This window comes from Micromonospora sp. NPDC023814 (assembly GCF_040639595.1).
In the GTDB taxonomy this organism is placed as follows: Bacteria; Actinomycetota; Actinomycetes; order Mycobacteriales; family Micromonosporaceae; genus Micromonospora.
In genome coordinates, this window is record NZ_JBFAAF010000039.1 from 51,082 (window position 1) to 71,509 (window position 20,428).

General features: G+C 72.7%; 23 protein-coding genes, 1 tRNA gene and 1 other RNA gene. 8 read left to right on the forward strand and 17 right to left on the reverse strand.

Going from position 1 to position 20,428, the window contains the following annotated elements:
• Window positions 1-63: 63 nt before the first annotated feature.
• Entirely contained in the window at window positions 64-561 is a 498-nt protein-coding gene (locus AB0G14_RS21080) for a hemerythrin domain-containing protein (RefSeq protein WP_357699814.1), read from the reverse strand.
• Window positions 562-566: 5 nt separating this feature from the next.
• Entirely contained in the window at window positions 567-1,535 is a 969-nt protein-coding gene (locus tag AB0G14_RS21085) for an aldo/keto reductase (protein ID WP_357699816.1), read from the reverse strand.
• On the opposite strand from AB0G14_RS21085, the gene AB0G14_RS21090 reads away from it, so the two are divergent.
• Together AB0G14_RS21090 and mgrA are read left to right on the forward strand one after the other, a co-directional pair.
• Entirely contained in the window at window positions 1,534-2,103 is a 570-nt protein-coding gene (locus AB0G14_RS21090; RefSeq protein WP_357699818.1) for a GNAT family N-acetyltransferase, read from the forward strand. The two genes, AB0G14_RS21085 and AB0G14_RS21090, sit on opposite strands and share 2 nt — an antisense overlap.
• Before the next feature lie 38 nt (window positions 2,104-2,141).
• The gene (mgrA, locus tag AB0G14_RS21095; protein WP_357699820.1) at window positions 2,142-3,131 is read left to right on the forward strand and encodes an L-glyceraldehyde 3-phosphate reductase; all 990 of its coding nucleotides are present in this window, start codon (window positions 2,142-2,144) and stop codon (window positions 3,129-3,131) included.
• A gap of 101 nt (window positions 3,132-3,232) precedes the next feature.
• Here the strand turns inward: mgrA and AB0G14_RS21100 are convergent, their stop codons facing one another.
• Entirely contained in the window at window positions 3,233-3,694 is a 462-nt protein-coding gene (locus tag AB0G14_RS21100) for a hypothetical protein (protein ID WP_357699822.1), read from the reverse strand.
• 314 nt (window positions 3,695-4,008) lie between these two features.
• Here AB0G14_RS21100 and AB0G14_RS21105 point away from each other — a divergent pair, with 314 nt between their 5' ends.
• The gene (locus tag AB0G14_RS21105; protein WP_357699824.1) at window positions 4,009-4,587 is read left to right on the forward strand and encodes a hypothetical protein; all 579 of its coding nucleotides are present in this window, start codon (window positions 4,009-4,011) and stop codon (window positions 4,585-4,587) included.
• Between the two features lie 127 nt (window positions 4,588-4,714).
• Here the strand turns inward: AB0G14_RS21105 and AB0G14_RS21110 are convergent.
• Together AB0G14_RS21110 and AB0G14_RS21115 are read right to left on the reverse strand one after the other, a co-directional pair.
• Window positions 4,715-4,787: transfer RNA gene (locus tag AB0G14_RS21110), tRNA-Ala, on the reverse strand.
• An 89-nt stretch (window positions 4,788-4,876) separates the two neighbouring features.
• A complete protein-coding gene (locus AB0G14_RS21115; RefSeq protein ID WP_357699826.1) occupies window positions 4,877-5,467 on the reverse strand; it encodes a YqgE/AlgH family protein in 591 nt (196 codons plus the stop codon).
• A gap of 150 nt (window positions 5,468-5,617) precedes the next feature.
• Between AB0G14_RS21115 and AB0G14_RS21120 the strand changes: the two genes are divergently transcribed.
• Window positions 5,618-6,421 carry an S-methyl-5'-thioadenosine phosphorylase gene (locus AB0G14_RS21120; RefSeq protein WP_357699828.1) on the forward strand — a complete coding sequence of 268 codons (804 nt, stop codon included), beginning with the start codon at window positions 5,618-5,620 and terminating at the stop codon, window positions 6,419-6,421.
• A gap of 61 nt (window positions 6,422-6,482) precedes the next feature.
• On the forward strand, window positions 6,483-8,078 hold the full coding sequence (gene mdlC, locus AB0G14_RS21125) for a benzoylformate decarboxylase (protein ID WP_357699830.1): 1,596 nt from the start codon (window positions 6,483-6,485) through the stop codon (window positions 8,076-8,078).
• A gap of 82 nt (window positions 8,079-8,160) precedes the next feature.
• Here mdlC and AB0G14_RS21130 read toward each other — a convergent pair whose 3' ends face one another.
• The 10 genes from AB0G14_RS21130 to pruA all read right to left on the reverse strand — a co-directional run bounded on the left by AB0G14_RS21130 (window position 8,161) and on the right by pruA (window position 17,116).
• On the reverse strand, window positions 8,161-9,135 hold the full coding sequence (locus AB0G14_RS21130; RefSeq protein WP_357699832.1) for a hypothetical protein: 975 nt from the start codon (window positions 9,133-9,135) through the stop codon (window positions 8,161-8,163).
• Window positions 9,136-9,174: 39 nt separating this feature from the next.
• Window positions 9,175-9,645, reverse strand: a complete 471-nt coding sequence (locus AB0G14_RS21135; protein ID WP_357699834.1) for a hypothetical protein — start codon at window positions 9,643-9,645, stop codon at window positions 9,175-9,177.
• Between the two features lie 208 nt (window positions 9,646-9,853).
• Window positions 9,854-10,229: a transfer-messenger RNA gene (gene ssrA, locus AB0G14_RS21140) on the reverse strand.
• Window positions 10,230-10,333: 104 nt separating this feature from the next.
• On the reverse strand, window positions 10,334-10,813 hold the full coding sequence (gene smpB, locus AB0G14_RS21145) for an SsrA-binding protein SmpB (protein ID WP_350703149.1): 480 nt from the start codon (window positions 10,811-10,813) through the stop codon (window positions 10,334-10,336).
• Between the two features lie 134 nt (window positions 10,814-10,947).
• Entirely contained in the window at window positions 10,948-11,823 is an 876-nt protein-coding gene (gene ftsX, locus AB0G14_RS21150) for a permease-like cell division protein FtsX (protein ID WP_357699836.1), read from the reverse strand.
• 65 nt (window positions 11,824-11,888) lie between these two features.
• Window positions 11,889-12,569, reverse strand: a complete 681-nt coding sequence (gene ftsE, locus AB0G14_RS21155; RefSeq protein ID WP_091097362.1) for a cell division ATP-binding protein FtsE — start codon at window positions 12,567-12,569, stop codon at window positions 11,889-11,891.
• Window positions 12,570-12,687: 118 nt separating this feature from the next.
• The gene (gene prfB, locus AB0G14_RS21160; RefSeq protein ID WP_357699839.1) at window positions 12,688-13,809 is read right to left on the reverse strand and encodes a peptide chain release factor 2; all 1,122 of its coding nucleotides are present in this window, start codon (window positions 13,807-13,809) and stop codon (window positions 12,688-12,690) included.
• A 103-nt stretch (window positions 13,810-13,912) separates the two neighbouring features.
• Window positions 13,913-14,428 (reverse strand): PadR family transcriptional regulator, encoded by a 516-nt coding sequence (locus AB0G14_RS21165; protein ID WP_350685626.1) that lies wholly within the window; start codon window positions 14,426-14,428, stop codon window positions 13,913-13,915.
• A gap of 117 nt (window positions 14,429-14,545) precedes the next feature.
• Window positions 14,546-15,349 carry a tryptophan 2,3-dioxygenase family protein gene (locus AB0G14_RS21170; protein ID WP_350703156.1) on the reverse strand — a complete coding sequence of 268 codons (804 nt, stop codon included), beginning with the start codon at window positions 15,347-15,349 and terminating at the stop codon, window positions 14,546-14,548.
• A 138-nt stretch (window positions 15,350-15,487) separates the two neighbouring features.
• The gene (gene pruA / locus AB0G14_RS21175) at window positions 15,488-17,116 is read right to left on the reverse strand and encodes an L-glutamate gamma-semialdehyde dehydrogenase (protein ID WP_357699842.1); all 1,629 of its coding nucleotides are present in this window, start codon (window positions 17,114-17,116) and stop codon (window positions 15,488-15,490) included.
• Window positions 17,117-17,365: 249 nt separating this feature from the next.
• Between pruA and AB0G14_RS21180 the strand changes: the two genes are divergently transcribed.
• Entirely contained in the window at window positions 17,366-18,439 is a 1,074-nt protein-coding gene (locus AB0G14_RS21180) for a hypothetical protein (RefSeq protein WP_357699844.1), read from the forward strand.
• 27 nt (window positions 18,440-18,466) lie between these two features.
• On the opposite strand, the gene AB0G14_RS21185 is transcribed toward AB0G14_RS21180, so the two are convergent.
• Window positions 18,467-18,973: a hypothetical protein gene (locus AB0G14_RS21185; RefSeq protein WP_357699846.1), complete on the reverse strand. Its 507-nt coding sequence runs from the start codon at window positions 18,971-18,973 to the stop codon at window positions 18,467-18,469.
• Window positions 18,974-19,189: 216 nt separating this feature from the next.
• Here AB0G14_RS21185 and AB0G14_RS21190 point away from each other — a divergent pair, with 216 nt between their 5' ends.
• Both AB0G14_RS21190 and AB0G14_RS21195 read left to right on the forward strand, forming a co-directional pair.
• Window positions 19,190-19,417, forward strand: a complete 228-nt coding sequence (locus AB0G14_RS21190; protein ID WP_350685633.1) for a helix-turn-helix domain-containing protein — start codon at window positions 19,190-19,192, stop codon at window positions 19,415-19,417.
• Between the two features lie 102 nt (window positions 19,418-19,519).
• Window positions 19,520-20,122 (forward strand): Rv3235 family protein, encoded by a 603-nt coding sequence (locus tag AB0G14_RS21195; RefSeq protein WP_357699848.1) that lies wholly within the window; start codon window positions 19,520-19,522, stop codon window positions 20,120-20,122.
• A gap of 76 nt (window positions 20,123-20,198) precedes the next feature.
• Here the strand turns inward: AB0G14_RS21195 and AB0G14_RS21200 are convergent.
• A partial coding sequence (locus tag AB0G14_RS21200) for an SEC-C metal-binding domain-containing protein (RefSeq protein ID WP_357699850.1) occupies window positions 20,199-20,428 on the reverse strand: 230 nt, incomplete at its 5' end.

The window sequence follows — 20,428 nt, forward strand, 5'->3', positions numbered from 1 at the left end:
CCGCGCCGGCTCCCCCGCGTCGGGGAGATCGGTGGCCCGGCCGCCGGTCGGACGAGGGGCGGGTCAGCGGTGCTCGTCGACGTAGCGCTGCGGGTCCTTGTCGGCGAAGGGCAGGTCGCGGCCGTTCTTGTGCTCGCCGTAGAAGGTCAGCCAGCGGCGGCCCAGCTCGGCGCGCAGCTCGTCGCTCGCGTGCCGGCGGAAGTCGGGCAGCGCCTCGTCCTCCTCCTCGGCGAGGTGCTCGCTGTTCTCCCGGCGGGCGGTACGCACCGCCGCCCACCACCGGTCGGAGCCCACCGGGTGCAGCTTGGACTCGGCGACCGCGTCGCGGATCTTGTTGTGGTCGCCGATGGCGTCGACGGTTTCGGCCTCGCCGTCGTCGCCGTGGCGCACCAGGTGCGGGTAGAGGATCGCCTCCTCCGCCTCGGCGTGGATGTCGAGGTGCAGTGCGAGCGCGTCCCAGATCGCCAGCAGCTCGTGCTCGTCGCGGGCGTCGTCGAGGCGGGCGAAGCCCCGCCGGAAGGCGGCGTGGTCGTCGAGGATCAGCGCGGTGATGTCGTCCATCGGGCTCACTTTCCGGTTCGGGCCCGGAGCAGGCGGGGCATCGCCGCCAGCCCGGTGATCGGGCGGAACTCCTTCGCCGCGCGGGCCAGCGCGGCGTACTCGTCGTCGGCCAGGTCGATCTCGGCGGCCGCCGCGTTGCGTTCCACCTGCTCGACGCCGGACGCGCCGGGGATGGCCACCACGCAGGGGTGGCGCAGCAGGTGGGCCAGGGCGATCTGGCTTGGGGTGGCGTCGTGCGCGTCGGCCACCTGCCGCAGGGTGTCGATCAGCGCCGCGCCGCGTTCCAGGTTCTCCGGCAGGAAGTACGGGTTGGCCCGGCGCACCGCCCCGCTCGGCGGGTTCCTCGCGTCGTACCGGCCGGACAGGAAGCCCTGGGCCAGCGGGCTGTACGCGATCACCACCCGGCCGGCCTGCCGGGCGTACGGCAGCAGGTCGTGCTCGGGCCCGCGGTCGACCATGCTGTACCGGACCTGGTTGCTCAGCACCCGCCGGCCGAGCGCCGCCTCGGCGACCTGCCAGCGGCGCAGGCCGTAGTTGCTGACCCCGACCTCGCCGACCAGCCCGACGTCCTGCAACGCGCGCATGCCGCGCATGGTGGTGTGGTCGGCGACCAGCGGGTGGGGCTGGTGCACCTGGTAGAGGTCGAGGTGGGTGACGCCGAGCCGGGCGGCCGAGGCGACCGCCCGCTGCTGCACCACCGGGGCGACCGGCAGGACCGGGAAGATCTTGGTGGCGAGCACGACCTTGTGCCGGTCGTCGCCGAGCGCCTCCCCGAGGATCCGCTCGCTGCGGCCGAAGCCGTACAGCTCGGCGGTGTCGAAGAGGGTGATGCCGAGGTCGACCGCCCGCCGGACGATGTCCACCGCCCGGCGCTCGTACCCGGGGCCGTAGCCCCACTCCCGGGACCCGAACTGCCAGGTGCCGAGGCCGATCTTGGACAGGGGCTTCGGGGTGTCGAGTTGGACGAAGCGCATGGCACCGAACCTACCCGGACAAGAGGGACGGTACGCCCGTTCGGGCTCGCGCACCGAGCGGCAGCGCCCGGTGCCGGCCCGGCGCCGCTCGCCGCGACTCCGGCACAATGGGCGGGTGCGATTCCTCATCCGGCCCGCCCGGCCCGACGAGGCGACCGAGCTGACCGAGCTGGCGCTGCGCTCCAAGGGCCACTGGGGATACGACACCGAGTTCCTGGCCCGCTGCCGTACGGAGCTGACGCTGACGCCGGCGGACGTGACCGCCCGACACGTGGCGGTGGCCGAGCGGGACGGCCGGGTGGTGGGCCTGGTGGTGCTCGCCAGCACGCCGCCCGAACTGGAGCTGGACATGCTCTTCGTGGACCCGCCGGCGATCGGCACCGGCGCCGGCAGGGTGCTGTTCGACCACGCCGTGGCCGCCTCCCGCGCCGCTGGCGCCCGTACGCTGTGGATCGAGGCGGACCCGGGCGCCGAGGCCTTCTACCGGCACGTCGGCGCGGTACTCACCGGCACCTGCGTCTCCCCCTCCACCGGCCGCACCCTGCCCCGCCTCCGCTACGACCTCTGACCTCCGCGTCGGATCGGGCGGGCGGCTAGGGTCGGGGCGTGACGTACCTGGCAGAGGACGACCGCTACGAGACGATGACCTACCGGCGCAGCGGGCGCAGCGGGCTGCGGCTGCCCGCGATCTCGCTCGGGCTGTGGCACAACTTCGGCCCGGACCGCCCGTACGAGCGGCAGCGGGACATCGTCCGCCGCGCCTTCGACCTCGGCGTGACCCACTTCGACCTGGCCAACAACTACGGCCCGCCGCCGGGCGCCGCCGAGGAGAACTTCGGCCGGATGCTCGCCACGGACCTCAGGGCGTACCGGGACGAGCTGGTGATCTCCAGCAAGGCCGGCTACCTGATGTGGCCGGGCCCGTACGGCGAATGGGGTTCCCGCAAGTACCTGGTCTCCTCGTTGGACCAGTCGCTGCGCCGCCTCGGGCTGGACTACGTCGACATCTTCTACTCGCACCGCTTCGACCCGGACACGCCGCTGGAGGAGACGATGGGCGCGCTGGACGCCGTCGTCCGCTCCGGCAAGGCGCTCTACGTCGGCATCTCCAACTACGACTCGGAGCAGACCGAGCGGGCCGCCACGATCCTGCGCGAGCTGGGCACGCCGCTGCTGATCAACCAGCCGTCCTACTCGATGCTCAACCGCTGGACGGAGGACGACGGCCTGCTCGACACGCTGGAGCGGGTCGGCGCGGGCTGCATCGCCTACAGCCCGCTCGCCCAGGGCCTGCTCACCGACCGCTACCTCGGTGGGATCCCCGCGGACTCCCGGGTGCGCACCAGCGTCTTCCTCAGCGAGCGCGACCTCGGCGAGGAGAAGATGGCCACCATCCGGACGCTCGGCGCGATCGCCGAGCGGCGCGGCCAGTCCCTGGCGCAGCTCGCGCTCGCCTGGGCGCTGCGCGATCCGCGGATGACGAGCCTGATCATCGGGGCGAGCAGCGTGCCCCAACTGGAGGCGAACATCGCCGCGCTGGACAACCTCGACTTCACCGCCGAGGAGCTGGCCGAGATCGACCGCCACCTCGGCTGAGCCCCACCGCTTCCCGCAAAGTCCGGAAATGGTGTCGACGTGATTGCCGGACGGGCCGGTGGAATCGCACCACCGACCCGTCCACACACTTGGCAGTTCATTTACTGCGGGTGCGAGACGTCCCCGCAGGTGACGATTCCACCGACGGCCGGGTTGGCCCGAGCGTGGTACCAGACGGTGCCGGACGAGTCCGCCATCGAGCCGCTCCAGAGAACGCAGCCACCCAGGCCCACGTACGTCTTGGCCGGGCCGGCGTAGTAGAATTTCAGCCCCTCGTCCTGAACCGGCGACGCGTAGTCCGTGTCGGCGTAGACCCCGGTGCGGGTCGCCACCCCGACGTACGCCGACTTGAGCGTCACCACGCACGCGTAGCCGGTCAGGTTGTTGCGCAGCAGGTGGACCGTACCCAGCAGCTCGCCGGTGTCCTTGCGGATCGGGTCCTGGTCGATCCGCGTGTACCCGGCACCGCACACCGCCTCCGGCGTGTACGGGTCGACTGCCGCCTGCGCCGGGGCACCCACCACGCCGACCAGCGCCGCCGCCGCCGTCACCGCGACCGCCATTCTCCGCATCATTCGGAACACCCGTTCTCCCCCTTCACCGAGCGATCTGGTTGCCGGGACAGAGTGGCAATTCCGACAGGCAACGATGTATGTCCGGGTCCGACACCACGACGAAACCGATGTGTGCCCGACGGCCACCCCGACCATTTCACCAGCGACGGCACGGCACTTCCATTGACACACTTCGATTATAACCAATCCCACGATCAATTCCGTTGCCGTTCGCAAGATCACTCGTGCGGGGGAGGCGGCGGCCCGCGAGGGCTTGTGATGCTGCGAGCCGAGAACACAATCCGCTCACCCCAGGAGAACGCATGACCAGAGCAGGCTTCCGTACGTTGGTGGTCCTCAGCATGGCGACGGTGACCGCGTCCGCCGTCCCGGCCGCTTCGCCGGGGGCGGCCGCCACCCGGACGCAGTCGACGGCGAGCGTGACCGGGTCCGCACGGGTCTTCTACCCCCAGGCGCCCGACGACGACGTCCGTTTCACTTTCGACGCCCACGCCGTCTCCGCCGCCACAGGTCAGGTCCCTCACCCGGCCGACGCCGAGGGAACGGTCCGCGTCTACCACCGGGTGGCCGCCTTGGATCTCACCCTCTGGGCCGAAGGAGAGGTGAACTGCGTGATGACCAGCGGCCGAGCCTCGACACTGACCGCGATCGTCACGAAGGCCTCGCCCGAGCTGAATCAGAGCTGGCTGGGCAAGCACCTCGGCTTCACCGTCTTCGACGGTGGTGACGACGACTCCGGGCACAGCCTCGACCAGATGGGCTCGACAGGACCACTGGAGAACCTGGCCAAGTGCATGGCCGGGAGCCCGAACGCACCCGTCATGGCGCCCGCGCCGTTCTTCACGGTGCGAAGCGGCGGTTACCGGGTCACATCCGCCTGAAGCGCCGCACCGCTGCCAGCCGGCACCTGCCGGTGCCGATCTGGCTGGGGTACGTAGCGGGCCAAGAGCAGCAGAAACGCCAAACGCCCTGGTGGAGGATGTCCCTCACCAGGGCGTTTCGCAAGGGTGGAGCCGAGGGGACTCGAACCCCTGACCCCCACACTGCCAGTGTGGTGCGCTACCAGCTGCGCCACGGCCCCTTGCGGTTGTCCCGGTCGCCCGGGCACGAGAGAACTATACACACGCCCCGCCGCATGGTCATCTCGCGGGGTCCCCACTCGCCGGCGGGTCAGTTGAGCGCCACGTCCGGCGGGAAGTGGGCGACCGCCGCCATCATGCCGCCCTGCCGGCGCAGCACCATCGGCCACAGGTCGTCGGGCCGGTCCACGAAGCCGTCGCCGGGAAGCGCGTCCAGCACGAACCAGGAGCCGTCCTCGATCTCCTGCTCCAACTGGCCCGAGCCCCAGCCGGAGTAGCCGGCGAAGACGCGGATGCCGCTGATGCCCTCCCGCAACCGCTCCGGGTCGACCGACAGGTCGAGCGTGCCGACCGCGCCGGAGATCTGCTGGAAGCCCCTGAGCCGCTGCACCGGGTGGCGCATCCGGGCCAGGCAGATCGCCGAGTCGGGCTGCACGGGCCCGCCCTCGAAGAGCACCGCCGGATCGCGGGCCAGGCCGCTCCAGTCGCCCAGCACTTCGGCGACCGGCACCTCGGTCGCCCGGTTGAGCACCACGCCGAGGGCGCCGCCGGGCTCGTGCGCGACCAGCAGCACGACCGTACGGTCGAAGTTCGGGTCCTTCAGCGCCGGCGTCGCGACCAGCAGCCGCCCGGCCATCGACCCCGTAGCCCGCCCGCCGATCGCCTGCCCCTCTCCCTGCATGCCGGACCCCCGTCAGACCGACCGCACCGGGACGCCCGGGGGCACCGGTGCCGTCCGCGCCGTCAACGCCATGCCTGGCACCATAGCCTGCCCCCGGGGCGGTGGTTAAGGTCTGACGGTCGGGTGATCGACAGTCATGAGGGAGGACTGATGGGCGTCACGGCGGAACTCGCGGTGATCGGGGGCTCTGGGCTCTACGCGCTGCTCGACGGCGCGACCGAGCACGAGGTGGACACGCCGTACGGGCCGCCGTCCGACGCCGTCACCATCGCCGACGTGGGCGGCCGGCGGGTGGCGTTCCTGCCCCGCCACGGCCGCGACCACCGCCACCCGCCGCACCTGATCCCGTACCGGGCCAACCTCTGGGCGCTGCGCTCCCTCGGCGTACGCCAGGTGCTCGCCCCGTGCGCCGTGGGCGGGCTGCGGCCGGAACTCGGGCCGGGCACGTTCGTGGTGCCGGACCAGCTCATCGACCGCACCAGCGGGCGCGCGCAGACCTACTACGACCGGGGCGCCGTGCACGTCTCGTTCGCCGACCCGTACTGCCCGGCCGGCCGTCGCACGCTGCTCGCCGCGGCGGCACGGCGGGCCGTCCCGGCGGTGGACGGCGGCACGGTGGTGGTGGTCGAGGGCCCCCGCTTCTCCACCCGCGCCGAGTCGCGCTGGTTCGCCTCGATGGGCGGCGCGGTGGTCAACATGACCGGGCACCCGGAGGCGGTCCTCGCCCGCGAGCTGGCCCTCTGCTACTCCTCGATCGCCCTGGTCACCGATCACGACGCGGGCGTGGAGGGTGGCGGCGCGGTGACCCAGGAGGAGGTGTTCCGGGTCTTCGGCGAGAACACCGACCGGCTGCGGGGCCTGCTGCTGGCCGCGGTCGCCGCGCTGCCCGCCGAACGGGACTGCGACTGCGGGCGGGCGCTGGACGGCATCACCCTTCCCATCACGCTCCCCTGACGGGCGGGGGAGCCGGCGAAAAGCCCGAGATGCCCGGGGCGCCCCGATAGATTGGAGGGCGATGGCAACGGTCCGCGACACCACGTACGACCTGCTCCGTGCCCTCGGCCTGACCACCGTCTTCGGCAACCCGGGCTCCACCGAGGAGCCGTTCCTGCGGGACTTCCCGGACGACTTCCACTACGTGCTCGCCCTGCACGAGGCGTCGGCGGTCGGTATGGCGGACGGCTACGCGCAGGCCACCGGGCGGCCGGCGCACGTCAACCTGCACACCGCGCCCGGCACGGGCAACGGCATGGGCAACCTGGTCACGGCCTGGCACAACCGGACGCCGCTGATCGTCACCGCCGGCCAGCAGACCCGGGAGATGCTGCTGCTCGAGCCCCGGCTGACCAGCAGGCGGGCCACCGAGCTGCCCCAGCCGTACGTGAAGTGGAGCCACGAGCCGGTCCGCGCGCAGGACGTCCCGGCGGCGCTCATGCGGGCGTACGCGACCGCGGTGCAGCCGCCAGCCGGGCCGGTCTTCCTCTCCCTGCCCCTCGACGACTGGGCGCAGCCCGCCGACCCGCCCCCGCCGGTGCGGACGGTGGCCACCCGGTTCGCGCCCGACCCTCAGCGGCTGCGGGAGTTCGCCGCCGTCCTGGCCGGCAGCCGCGCGCCCGCGCTGGTGCTCGGCGCGGCCGTGGACCGGGCCGGCGGGTGGCCGGCCGCGGTGGCGCTGGCGGAGCGGCTCGCCGCGCCCGTCTGGTCGGCCCCCGCGCCGGAGCGGGCCGCGTTCCCGGAGGACCACCCGCACTTCCGCGGGGTGCTGCCCTTCGCGACGGGGCCGCTGGCGGAGGCGCTGGACGGGCGCGACACCGTGCTGGTCGTCGGCGCGCCGGTGTTCCGCTACTACCCGCACGTGCCGGGCGACCATCTGCCCGCCGGCGCCCGCCTGCTGCACGTCACCGACGACCCCGAGGAGGCGGCCCGCGCCCCGGTGGGCGACAGCCTGCTCGGCGACGCGGGGCTGGCCCTGGCCGCCCTGGTCGACCTGCTGCCGGCGGCCGACCGGCCGGCGCCGCCGCCGCGCCCCGACCCGCCCCCGCCGCCGGACGGGCTGCCGCCGGCACCGGACGCGCTCTTCGCGGCGCTGGCCGGGCACTGGCCCGCCGACGGGATCCTGGTGCAGGAGTCGCCGTCCAACCTGCCGGCGCTGCGTCGCCGGCTGCGCAGCACCCGCCCCGGGTCGTACTTCACCATGGCCAGCGGCGGCCTCGGGTACGGCCTGCCGGCGGCCGTCGGCATCGCGCTGGCGCAACGCGACACCGGCCGGGGCCGGCCGGTGGTCGCGGTCATCGGGGACGGCTCGTTCCACTACTCGGTGCAGGCCCTCTGGACCGCCGCGCAGCTGCGCCTGCCGCTGGTCGTCGTGGTGCCGGTGAACCAGCAGTACGCCATCCTGAAGTCGTTCGCCGACTTCAAGGACACCCCCGGGGTGCCCGGGCTGGACCTGCCGGGGCTGGACATCACCGCCATCGCCCGCGGATACGGCTGCACCGCGACCGTCGTGACACACCCGGACCAGCTCGGCGACGCCCTGGCCACCGGACTGCGGGCGGACGGCCCGACGGTGCTGCCGGTGCCCGTCAGCACCGAGGTGCCCCGGCTCCTCTGACCCGCCACCCGGGCAGCGATGACCTGGGCCGTGAGTCGCCACCCCGTCAGCACCGGCCCGCCTCCCGCGAGCCGGCGCCCCGTCAGCTCGTGGTGAGTCGCAGCGGCGCGCCGGTGAGCACGTCGAGCACCGGCCGGTCGCCGAGCGGCGCCTTCAGCGTGGCGGTGACCGGCTCGAGCTTCAGCATCATGGTGCACTGGCCGGTGGCGGTGGTGACGCCGCCGCCGACCACCACCACGTCGTCGCGCTCCTGCACCAGCGGGGTGATCCCGGTGTCGCAGCTGCCCACGCCGAGCCGCCAGGTCAGCGTGGCGCCGTCGACGGACCGCAGGTCCTGGGCGCCGACCACGCCCGGCGGGGCCGGGCTCGCCGGCGCGGCCGGCTCGGGCAGGGCGGTGACGGCCGAAGGCGCCACGGCGACCCGGGCCACCGGCGCGGAGAGTTCCTCCACGGTGAACAGCCACGCCGGCACCTGCGCCTCGCCGCGGCTGGTGCGCACGGGCGCCGTGCCCAGCTTCACGGCGGTGACGGTCAGCGGGACGCAGGCGGTCTGCGGGGTGCTGCTGACCGGGCCGTCGGGGCCGGGCTCGATGGTGGGGCCGCCGGGGCCGGGCCGGCCGGGGCCGTTCGGCCCGGCAGGGCCCTTCGGCCGGCCACCGCACGGCGGCGGATCGCCCTGGTCGAGCTGCCCGTAGGCGGTGGCCGCGCTGATCAGCGGCACGGTGAGCGTGCCGTCCGGGAACCGGATGGTGCCGTCGGCGGGCCGGTCGGCGGGCAGGTCGACCTGGTCGCGGTACCAGCCGCTCTGGAAGGCCGTCCTGGTCGCCTCGGTGAAGCCTGGATCGCCGAGCAGCACCGTCGGGTCCTGCACCGGCACGTATCCGGTCGCCCACGCCGGGGTCGGTCGCCACGCCTCGGCGACCTCGGTGGCCCGGGACGTGAACGCCATCCGGCGGGGGTCGCCGTCGGAGAGCTCGATCGGCTCGGAGCCGGCCGGGGCGCACCCGGCAACGATCATCAACAGCGGCAGGCCCAGCAGGGCGGCGGTACGGCGCATGTCGGTTGGACGCCGGGTCGCCGCCGCCGGTTCCCGCGCTCAGGTCTCCCCGCCGAGATCCGTCTCGTACGCCTGCCAGATGAGGTCCGCGCCGCGCTGCCGGTGCCGGGCGAGGGCGCGCACCAGGTGCCCGGCCCGGCCGAGGAGGTCGTCGGCCGACGCCTCCGGCAGTTCCGCCGCCCGGTGCAGGGCGGCCAGCGCGGCGGCGATGGCGGCGTGCTCCCGGGCCAGCAGCCGCACCCCGTGTTCCAGCCGGGGCGCCTGGCCGAGCAGCTCGGCGTAGAGTCCGGCGGGCCCCTCGGTGACCCGGACGTGCTCCGCGAAGCCCTGCCGCACGGGCCCCAGCCGGAGCAGGACCCGCTCCCGCCAGCGCGGCTCGGCCGGCGGGACCGCCAGGGCCCGGGTGAGCGCGTGCAGGTCCCCGAGCAGGGTGGCGGGGGGCCGGCGGGCGGCGGGCGGCCGGAGCGCCCCGGAGACGGTGGACGGCTGCTGGATCGGACCGGTGACCATGGGCACCTCCCGCGTCGCGTCTGACCGCGTACAGCGATGGTGGACCCGGCGCGTTTGCCCTGTCCAGAGGCGGCGGCACCTCATCTGCCCCGTCGGCCGCAGAAGCCCCCTCCGGCCCCACGGGCCCCACGTCCGGGCCCTTCCCCTCGCGTCCGGGCCCGGAGACGACGATGCGCCCCGGTCCGGTGGACCGGGGCGCATCGACTGGTGGTGGAGGTGCCGGGAATCGAACCCGGGTCCTTCGCCGCCTTGTCAGGGCTTCTCCGAGCGCAGCTCGCTGTGCCTCTACTCGGCCCCTCCGATCACGCGAGCGAGTCGGTGTGACGGGCCCAGTCGCTGATTGATCTCGCCGCACGGACCCCGCGACCGGGTCCGGTTGGCCAGCCTTCTAGCTGATGCCGGCTAACTGGGTCGAAGGCGCTCCCAGGCCGACAGACTTGCTACTCGCCTCAGGCGGCGAGAGCGAAGTCAGCGCGATTGTTCTTGGCGCTTATTGGTTTCCGACGAACGATTCTCGAGACGACGTCGGCTTCCTCGGCTCGCTTCCCCTGCCGCAACGTACGAAGTCGAAACCAGTCACCCCCTCGACGGGCCGCCCCTGTGGCGGCTCCACCAAGCCTAACGCCTGCCGCAACGGGTTTCATCCCGAGCCCCGGGTCGGCGCGCCGACCCGGACAAAGCAGACAGATCAGTCATCCATCCCCTTGCCGCGCCGGCCGGTGACCCGGGCGATCTCCCGGTCCGCGTCCCGCTTGGCGAGGTCCTGCCGCTTGTCGTACGACTTCTTGCCCTTGGCCAGGGCGATCTCGACCTTGGCCCAGCCGTCGGAGAAGTAGACCTGCAACGGCACCATGGTCAGGCCGCCCTCGCGGGTCTTGCCGATCAGCCGGTCGATCTCCAGCCGCTTGAGCAGCAGCTTGCGGGTCCGCCTCGGCTCGTGATTGGTCCAGGTGCCCTGCGTGTACTCCGGGATGTGCATCCCGTGCAGGTACAGCTCGCCGTTGCGCTCCTGGGCGAACGCGTCGACCAGCGACGCGCGCCCGGCCCGCAGCGACTTGACCTCGGTGCCGGTCAGCGCCATGCCCGCCTCGTACGTGTCGAGGATCGAGTAGTCGTGCCGGGCCTTCTTGTTGGAGGCGACGACCTTGCGCCCCTTTTCCCGTGGCATCGGCGCCACCCCCTTTCCGTGTGACCGCGCCCGGAGTGACCGGCCGCGGGGCGGAGATCATGCTACCCGAACGACAAGGACCCTCCCGCGCCGTTTATTCCTGGCGCGGAAGGGCCCGTCGAGCCGTGTGGAGGCTAGACCCGCAGGTAGAAGCGGAGGGTGACCCAGGCGGTGACCGCGCTGACCAGGCCGCCGACGCCGGCCATCAGCGGGAACATCACCAGGATGTCGCCCCAGCCCACCGGGGAGAGCAGGCCCTGTAGCGCCTGCAGTGATCCGTCGAAGAGGAGGTACTTCGCCGCGATCAGCGCCACCAGGCCGAGCAGCGAGCCGATCAGGCCCGCGACCACGGCCTCCAGCACGAACGGCGCCTGGATGAACCAGTTCGACGCGCCGACCAGCTTCATGACCGCGACCTCACGCCGCTTGCTGTACGCGGCGACCTGGATCGTGTTGGCGACCAGGAGCAGCGCGGCGACGGCCATCACGATCGCGGCGGCCAGGGCGATGTTCTGGATCGAGGTGAGGATGTCGAAGATCTTGTCCAGCAGCCGGCTCTGGTCGACGATCTCGTCGACGCCCTCGGCGTCCTTGTACTGGTCGTAGATGCTCTTGTACTGCTCCGGGTTGTTCAGCGTGAGCCGGAACGACTCGGGCAGGCTGTCCGCCTTGACGGCGCTGAGCAGGTCCGGAGCGTCCTGGAACATCTCCTGGAAGCGCTTGTACGCCTCGTCCTTGTTGACGTAGATGACCTCCTTGACCAGCGGGTCACCCTTCAGCTGGCCGTCCAGGGCTTCGCGCTGCTCGGGGGTCACCTCCTGGTCGAGGAAGATCGAGACCTGGATGTTCTTGTAGTAGAGGTCCTTCATGTCGTCGACCTGGCGGTACATGAGACCGCTGGCGCCGAGCATGGTCAGCGAGACAGCCATCGTGATGATCATCGCGATGGTCATGGTCACGTTGCGCCACAGTCCGACCAGTACCTCGGACAGGACGTATTTCACGCGCATCGGGATTTCCTCCGGGTCTCCGGCATGAGGTGTTCGTCGTCAGGCTGCGCAGGGGTGGCGTCGGCTCAGCCGTAGACGCCGCGGGCCTGGTCGCGCACGATGCGGCCGCTCTCGATCTCGATGACCCGGCGGCGCATCTGGTTCACGATGTTGGAGTCGTGCGTGACCATCACGACGGTCGTGCCGGTGCGGTTGATCCGGTCCAGCAGGCGCATGATCTCGATCGAGGTGTCCGGGTCGAGGTTTCCGGTCGGCTCGTCCGCGAGCAGGATCAGCGGACGGTTCACGAACGCCCGGGCGACGGCCACCCGCTGCTGCTCGCCACCGGAGAGCTCGTGCGGGTAGCGGTGCTCCTTGCCACCGAGCCCGACCAGCTCCAGCACCTCCGGCACGACCCGGCGGGCGACCGCCTTGGTCTTGCCGATCACCTCGAGGGCGAACGCCACGTTCTCGTACGCGGTGCGGTTCGGCAGCAGCCGGAAGTCCTGGAAGACGCAGCCGATCGAGCGCCGGAAGTGGGGTCGCTTCCACGAGCGCATCGAGGTGACGTCCTTGCTGTTGACGATGACCCGGCCCTTGTTGGGCGAGACCTCGTGCAGCAGCAGCTTGATGATGGTGGACTTGCCGGAGCCGGATGGACCGATGAAGAAGACGAACTCGCCCTTCTCGATCGAGACGGACACGTTGTCGAGCGAAGGCCGGGACGCCTTCGGGTACGTCTTCGTCACTTGCTCAAGCTGAATCACGGGTGGTGAGTCTACGCGGTGTAACCGTGGAGCCAAGCCCCACGCCCCGCCGTTGCGAGTCGCGTCATCTATTTGCGGGGTTACGCGGAGATCGAAGACGCGCTCCGCCCGCGGCTGATCACGCAGTGTCGCCGGCCATCTCCTGCTGCTTGCGCCACCGGATCCCGGCCTCGATGAAGCTGTCCAGGTCGCCGTCGAAAACCGAGGACGGGTTGCCGGTCTCCTGCTCCGTCCGCAGGTCCTTCACCATCTGATAGGGGTGCAGGACGTACGAGCGCATCTGGTCGCCCCACGCGCCGGTGGTCTCCTTCTTCAGGCCCTGGAGCTTGGCCTGCTCCTCCTGCCGCTTGACCTCCAGCAGCCGCGCCTGGAGCACCCGCAGCGCGGACGCCTTGTTCTGCAGCTGGGACTTCTCGTTCTGGCAGGTGACCACGATCCCGGTCGGGATGTGCGTGATCCGGACGGCGGAGTCGGTGGTGTTGACGCTCTGCCCGCCCGGGCCGGAGGAGCGGTAGACGTCGATCCGCATCTCGTTCTCGGGGATGTCGATGTGGTCGGTCTGCTCCACCACCGGCAGCACCTCGACCCCGGCGAAGCTCGTCTGCCGGCGGCCCTGGTTGTCGAACGGGCTGATCCGCACCAGCCGGTGGGTGCCCGACTCGACGCTGAGCGTGCCGTAGGCGTAGGGCACCTTCACGGTGAAGGTGGCCGACTTGAGGCCCGCCTCCTCGGCGTAGGAGGTCTCGTAGACCTCCGTCGGGTAGCCGTGCCGCTCGGCCCAGCGCAGGTACATCCGCAGCAGCATCTCGGCGAAGTCCGCCGCGTCCACGCCGCCGGCGCCGGCCCGGATGGCGACCAGCGCCTCCCGGGAGTCGTACTCGCCGGAGAGCAGGGTGCGGACCTCCATCTCCTGGATGGCCTTGGTCAGCCCGGCGATCTCCGACTCGACCTCGGTGAGCACCCCGGGGTCGGACTCGGCCTCGGCCAGCTCCAGCAGCACCCCGGCGTCGTCGAGGCGGGAGCGGAGGGTGGAGAGCTTGTTGATCTCGCCGTTGACGTACGACAGCTGGGAGGTCACCTGCTGCGCCTTGGCCTGGTCGTCCCACAGGTCGGGCGCGGAGGCCTCCTGCTCCAGGCGCGCCTTGTCCTCCTGCAGGCGGTCGACGTCGAGCACCGACTCGATGTTGCGCAGGGTGGCGTCGAGGTCCTTGAGCTGTTCGGCGTAATCGGCAGCGGTCACGACAGACAAGGGTACTGCTCGTGCGAGGAGTGAGCTTGCGAGCCCCGCAGTCACGAGCAAAAAGATGACCCAGCTCGTGCGAGGAGTGAGCTTGCGAGCCCGATCAGCCGACCGGGGCGCTCTTCAGCCAGGACAGGGCCGCCTTGTGGTAGGCGACGGCGAACTCCAGCGCGCTGGCGTCGTACGTCTCGCCTTCCTTCTTGGCGTTCTTGACCTGCTCGCGGACCTTGGCGAGCGCCTCGGTGTGGTATTCGTTGGCCGCGGCCTGGAGGTTCTTGAGCTGGCTGGCGGAGTGCAGGTCGCCGAAGGCGATCCGCAGGGCGATCGGGTTGCGGATCGTGTCCCGCCCCGGGTCCTCCGTCAACCAGCGGGAAAACGTCCGTTTTCCGGCTGCGGTGATCGCGTACGGCTGGCTGGAGCGCGGCCCGGGCTTGCCCATCCGGACGAGACCCCGCTCGGCCAGCACCGGCAGCTCCCGGTAGACCTGGCTACGGGTCATCGACCAGTACGGCGCCAGCCGGCGCTCGGCGGCGGCCATCAACTGGCCACCTGTCATGGGGCCCTCATGGAGCAGCCCGAGCAGGGCCGCCGCCGTGGGGTTGACTCCGGAATCCGCCATGCCCATCACGCTGCCACTTTGCTGACGTGGCGTCCAGGATTTCACGGTTTCGCCACCCGGTAGGGCTTCCTATGTGCACTGTCGGCGCGAGACAGTCCGCGCCGGAGCGCCGATGTCTCAGAGCCGGCTGCGCAGCTCCCACAGCTCGGGGTAGAACCGGCTCTCGACCCGGGAGCGCAGGTACGCTCCGCCGGCCGAGCCCCCGGTGCCCGGTTTGGTGCCGATCTGCCGCTCGGCCATGAGCACGTGCCGGGCCCGCCACAGCGAGAACGCCTGGTCGTGCGCGACCAGCGCCTCCGCGAGGTCCCACAGCGGCCCGAACCGCTCCCGGTCGGCGGCGATCGTCGCGTACGCCGCGAAGCGCGCCTCCGCCTCGGAGACGTCGAAGCCGGCCCGGCCGAGCACGGCCAGGAAGCCGTCCCAGAGGCTCGGCTCGGCCAGCCGCCGCTCCAGCCGTTCCCGCTCGACGGCGGGCAGCCCCCGGAACCGGCGCAGGTAGTCCGGGTCCTTCAGGCCGGAGAGGAACTCGATCTCCCGGAACTGTGCGGACTGGAAGCCCGACGCCGGGGCCAGCTTGGTGCGGAAGGCCAGGAAGTCCTGCGGGGTCATCGTGTCGATGACGTCGACCTGGCCGATCAGCACCCGCTCCACCGCGTGGCAGCGCTCCAGCCGCACCCGGGGCAGGTAGGTCTCGCCGGCCAGCATCCGGTCCCGGGCGTCGGTCAGCTCCGCGAGCAGCAGCTTGAACCACAGCTCGTAGACCTGGTGGATGGTGATGAAGAGCAGTTCGTCGTGGGAGGCCGGGTCGGACTCCGGCACCTGTGCCGCGAGCAGGTCGGCCAGCCGCAGGTAGTCGCTGTAGGTGAGCAGGCCACCCTGCTCGCCGAAGCGGGGGTCGTGCGCGGGGGTGGGGTGGGTCACAGCGGCCACGGTACCGCCGCCGCCCCACCCCCGCCCGCCGCCGGCGGACGCCCCCGCGACGCACGGACGCGCCGGGTGCCGGTAAGGAAGGGCACCTTCCTATACACCAGACGATAGGAAGGTGCCCTTCCTTACACCTCAGCCCATGTGCGGGTACGTGTGGTCGGTCGGCGCGACGAAGGTCTCCTTGATCGTCCGGGGCGACATCCACCGGACGAGGTTGTGCCAGGAGCCGGCCTTGTCGTTGGTGCCGCTGGCCCGGGCGCCGCCGAAGGGCTGCTGCCCGACCACCGCGCCGGTCGGCTTGTCGTTGATGTAGAAGTTGCCGGCGGCGTACCGCATCTTCTCGGCCACCGCGTCGACCACCCGGCGGTCGGTCGCGAAGATCGACCCGGTCAGCGCGTACGGCGCGATCGACTCGGCCTGGGCGACCACGTCGTCGAAGCGGGCGTCGTCGAAGACGTGCACGCCGAGGATCGGCCCGAAGTACTCGGTGGTGAACGTCTCGTGCGCCGCGTCGGTGCACTCGAACAGCGTCGGCCGGACGAAGTATCCGACGGAGTCGTCGGCGGTGCCGCCGGCGAGCACGCGGCAGGCGTCGTCGTCGGAGATCAGCTCCAGCGCGGCGGTGTGCCGGTCGAACGCCTTGGCGTCGATCACCGCGCCGCCGAAGTTGCCGAAGTCGGTGACGTCGCCGTAGGTGAGGGACTCCGTGGTGGCGGCCAGCCGGTCGCGCAGCCCGCCCTCCCAGAGCGACCGCGGGACGTACGCCCGGGAGGCGGCCGAGCACTTCTGGCCCTGGTACTCGAAGGCGCCCCGGATCAGCGCGGTGTGCAGGGCGTCGACGTCCGCGCTGGTGTGCGCGACGACGAAGTCCTTGCCGCCGGTCTCGCCGACCAGGCGCGGGTAGCCCCGGTAGCGGGAGATGTTCTCCCCGACGGTCTTCCACAGGTGCTGGAAGACCTTGGTGGAGCCGGTGAAGTGGATGCCGGCCAGGTCCGGGTCGGCGAGCACGACGTCGGAGACCGCCTCGCCACGCCCGGTGACCATGTTGATCACGCCGGGGGGCAGGCCGGCCGCCTCGAACAGCCGCATGGTGAAGTGCGCGGCGAACTGCTGGGTCGGGCCCGGCTTCCAGACCACCGTGTTGCCCAGCAGGGCCGGCGCCGAGGGCAGGTTGCCGGCGATCGCGGTGAAGTTGAACGGGGTGATCGCGTAGACGAAGCCCTCCAGCGGGCGGTGGTCGAAGCGGTTCCACACCCCGGGCGACGACATCGGCTGCTCCTCCAGCAGCTTCCTGGCGAAGTGCACGTTGAACCGGAGGAAGTCGACGAACTCGCAGGCCGAGTCGATCTCGGCCTGGATGGCGGTCTTCGACTGGCCGAGCATGGTGGCGGCGTTCAGGGTGTCCCGCCAGGGGCCGGCGAGCAGCTCGGCGGCGCGCAGGAAGATCGCGGCGCGCTCCTCGAACGGCAGGGCCCGCCACATCGGGGCGGCGTCCTTGGCGGCCTTGACCGCCGCGCGGGCGTCTTCGTGGTCGGCGTGCCCGGTGACGCCCAGCACGTGCGCGTGCTTGTGCGGCTGCACCACGTCGATCGACTCGCCGCCGGCCATCCGCTGCTCACCGGCGATGGTCATCGGCAGGTCGATCCGCTCGGCGGCCAGCTCGGCCAGCCGCTGCTGGAGCCGTTCCCGGTCGGCACTGCCCGGCTCGTAGTTGCGCACCGGCTCGTTGCGCGGCTCGGGTACGGAGAACACGGCGTCCATCAGGGCTCCTGGCGATCTCGACAGCGGTGGCGAAATCGGACCCGCTGGCACCGGCCGGACGACCGGCGCCGGGCGCCGCGGGGGGTGGACCGGTCGCGGCGGCGGGACCTCGCCCGATTGTTTCACGGCGCGGCCCTCGCCCCACCCCCACCACCGACCGACCAGGGCGGGCCCGGCGGGCGCGTACGCTGGGTGGCCGGTGAAATGCCGGCCCCGCCGAGGGCCGGGCGCCCGTCGGAGGGGAAGAGGATGACCAAGCAGCCCGGCAGCTCCGCCGCCGCGGAGTCGGACCAGCCGGTTCCGGCCGCCGACGCCACCGCTGCCGAGCCGGGGCGGGAGCCGGGCCCGGCCGACGCCGACGAGTCGGACCTGCCGGCCGCCGATGGCGACGGGGTCGCTCCGGCGCTCGCGCCCGGCGCACCGGTGCTCGCGCTCCTGGCGCTCGGCTGGCTGACCGCGATGCTCTGGTCGACCCGCGAGGCGATCAACTCGGCGGCCGCCGGGATCACCGCGATCAGCCTCTCCGCCTTCGCCCTGCCGGGGGTGATCTCGGCCGCGCTGGTCGCCGGCGCCGCCTTCGCCCTCTTCGGCGTCGACCTGCTCGCCCGCCGGGGCAGCGACCGGGTGACCCTGCGCTTCGTGGCCGCGATCGGCACCGGCCTGCTGGTGGCGCTGGCCGCCGCGTTCGCGATCAACCTGACGTACGCCGACAACGCGACCACCAACGTGATCGCCGGCACCACCGCCGCCGCGGCGACGATCGGTGGGGCCATCGCCGGCGCCCGCAGCGCACCCGTGGTCGGTGCCGTGGTCACCGCCGCCCTCGGCACGCTCATCTTCGTGGTGGCCTTCAGCCGGGCCCGCGATCCCCTGTTCGACCTCTTCGGCGCCGGCGACACCCAGGAGTCGCTGCTCACCGCCGCCAAGTGGGTGTCGCGCACCGAGTCGCTGCTCGCCGGCCTGTTGGCGGGGCTGCTCGCCTTCGGCTACCTGACCTGGGCCCGGCGCCGGGCCGCCCGGCGGGAGGCGTCGACGCCCGCGCCGCGCTGGCCGGCGTACCTGCTGGCCGGGGCCGGCCCGGGCCTGCTCCTGCTCCTCGCCGAAGTGATCATCCGGGTCGGCGGGCGCTCCCTGCTCGACCTGGCCGGCGCCCTGAGCGAGGCGGACGCGGTGGCGCAGACCTCGCTGGGCACCTCCCGGGTCGACAACGGCATCTGGGTGCTCTTCGTCGGCGCGCTGACCGCCATGATCGCCTTCGGCCGCACCCTGGGACCGGCCCACGCCGACGACGACGAGCCGGCCGAGGCCGCCCCCACCCGCTGACGCCCGGCACCGCCGGCGACGGCGGGGTCAGGAGGCGCGGAGCAGCAGGTCCAGCTCGGAGACGTCGTACCACTCCAGCTCGTGGTCCTCGGCCCCGTCGACCGTGAACTGGGCGTCCGGGTCGCCGGCGAGGGCCTCGACGACCACCTCCGCCGCGGCGGCCACGTCCTCCACCGCGTCGGCGCCGTCCACGTGGATCGCGGCGACGGCGGCGACGGGCACGGGCGCGCTCAACTCGACCGCGCTGGAGCCCAACTCCCCGTCGCCCCGGCCCACCGCCGAGGCGGGCAGGTCCACCGAGACGACCACACGGCGGCGGGGCGCGTCGGGATCGGCCCGGAGCAGTTGCAGCGCGTCCTGGGCGGCGCGGGTGAAGGCGACGTACTCCAACTCCTCCTCGTCGCCCTCGGCGTACCACTCGCGCAGGGCGGGGGTCACCGCGTGCGCGGCGACCACGGGCAGCCCGGGCCCCCGCAGGAGGGTCAGCATCGGGACTGTCGCCGGCACGTACACCCGGACAAGCTCCTCGGTCACCGGTCGTCTCCCCCGCTCAGGTCCTCCGCCGGCCTCCGCCGGTCCGGCGCCGATCATGCCGTACGCCGTGACCGTCATACACCTCGCACCTGCGCGACGGAAGCTCCCGGCCGGTGTGTCCCGCCGGACGCGTCGCCGCAGGTCCCGTCCGCCGGCTGGGCGACGTCGGCGGTCGGTGGCAAACTGAGCCAAACGACGCCGACCCCGGGAGTTTCCGTGGAACCGAGGTTCCTGCTGCTCTCCGACGTGGCCACCGAGCTGAACGTGTCGGACTCGCAGGTCTACCACATGGTGCGCAGCGGCGAACTGCCGGCGATCAAGATCGGCGGGCGTGGCCAGTGGCGCGTGGAGCGTGCCCGGCTGGAGGAGTACATCGAGCGCAAGTACGCCGAGACCGCCGAGTGGGTGCGGAGCAACCCGCTGGCCGAACGCGACCCGGAGTAACCACCCGAACGCCCCCAGGCATTGACCGCCGGCTCTACCGTGTCCGAGAATGGAGTCAGTCGAAGGCAAACGAAAGCAAACGCAAGATCATGGGAGGTCCGGATGACCGACTCGCGCCGCCCCGGCCCGCCGCGCCCTCCCGTCCGGCTGCGCCCCGCGCCCTCGTTCGAGCCGCCGTTCGCCGACGACGACGCCGCACACTGGCCCGCCCCGGCGCACGCCCAACTCGTCCTCGACCTGTTCGAGCCGGCCCGCCGCGACCCCGACCGGCCGCCCGGCCGCCGGGCGCGGGTGTCGCCGGCCCCGGCGGGACCCGGCCGCGGGCCCGCCGCGCCGCTGCCCCCGGGCGCGCTGGTGACCGCCACCCCCGAGGCCACCCGGGCCGCCCACCGCTTCGTCAGCACCTGCCTGGAGGTGCTCAACGGCTACCGCCCGCCCGGGCAGCTCCGCCCGCTGCTCGACCCGGCCAGGGCGGCCGGGCTGCTGCCCGAACTCGCCCGCGCCACCGCCCGGTCCGGCCCGGCGCGTCGCCGGTCCACCCGGCCCGTCGTGCGGCTGCGTCGGCTGCGGGTCTGCGAGCCGCGCGCCGCAGCCGTGGAGGCGGCCGCGGTGCTCGCCGGCGCGGGCGGGCGCACCTGGGCGATGGCGCTGCGCCTGGAGCACCGCCGCGGCTCCTGGCTCTGCACCGCCCTCCAGGTGCTCTGAAACGCGCATCGAGCCGCGGTCGGCGAGACCGCGGCTCGATGCGCTTCGGCGGGGCGCAGCCCCGCTCACCTGCCGGTCAGGCGCCGCCGTTGGGGGCGCCGTGGCAGCGCTTGTACTTGCGGCCGGAACCGCACGGGCACGGCGCGTTGCGGGACGGGCCGTTGCCGGCCTCCGCCTGCCCCGGCGCCGGGCGCCGGGCGGCGCTCGCCGCGACGGCCGGGCCGCGCAGGCCCGTCGCCGGGCGCTGCGGGGCGGCCGGGGCCGGCTCGACGGCGGCCGGCTGCTGCGGGATGGCCGCGTGCTCCC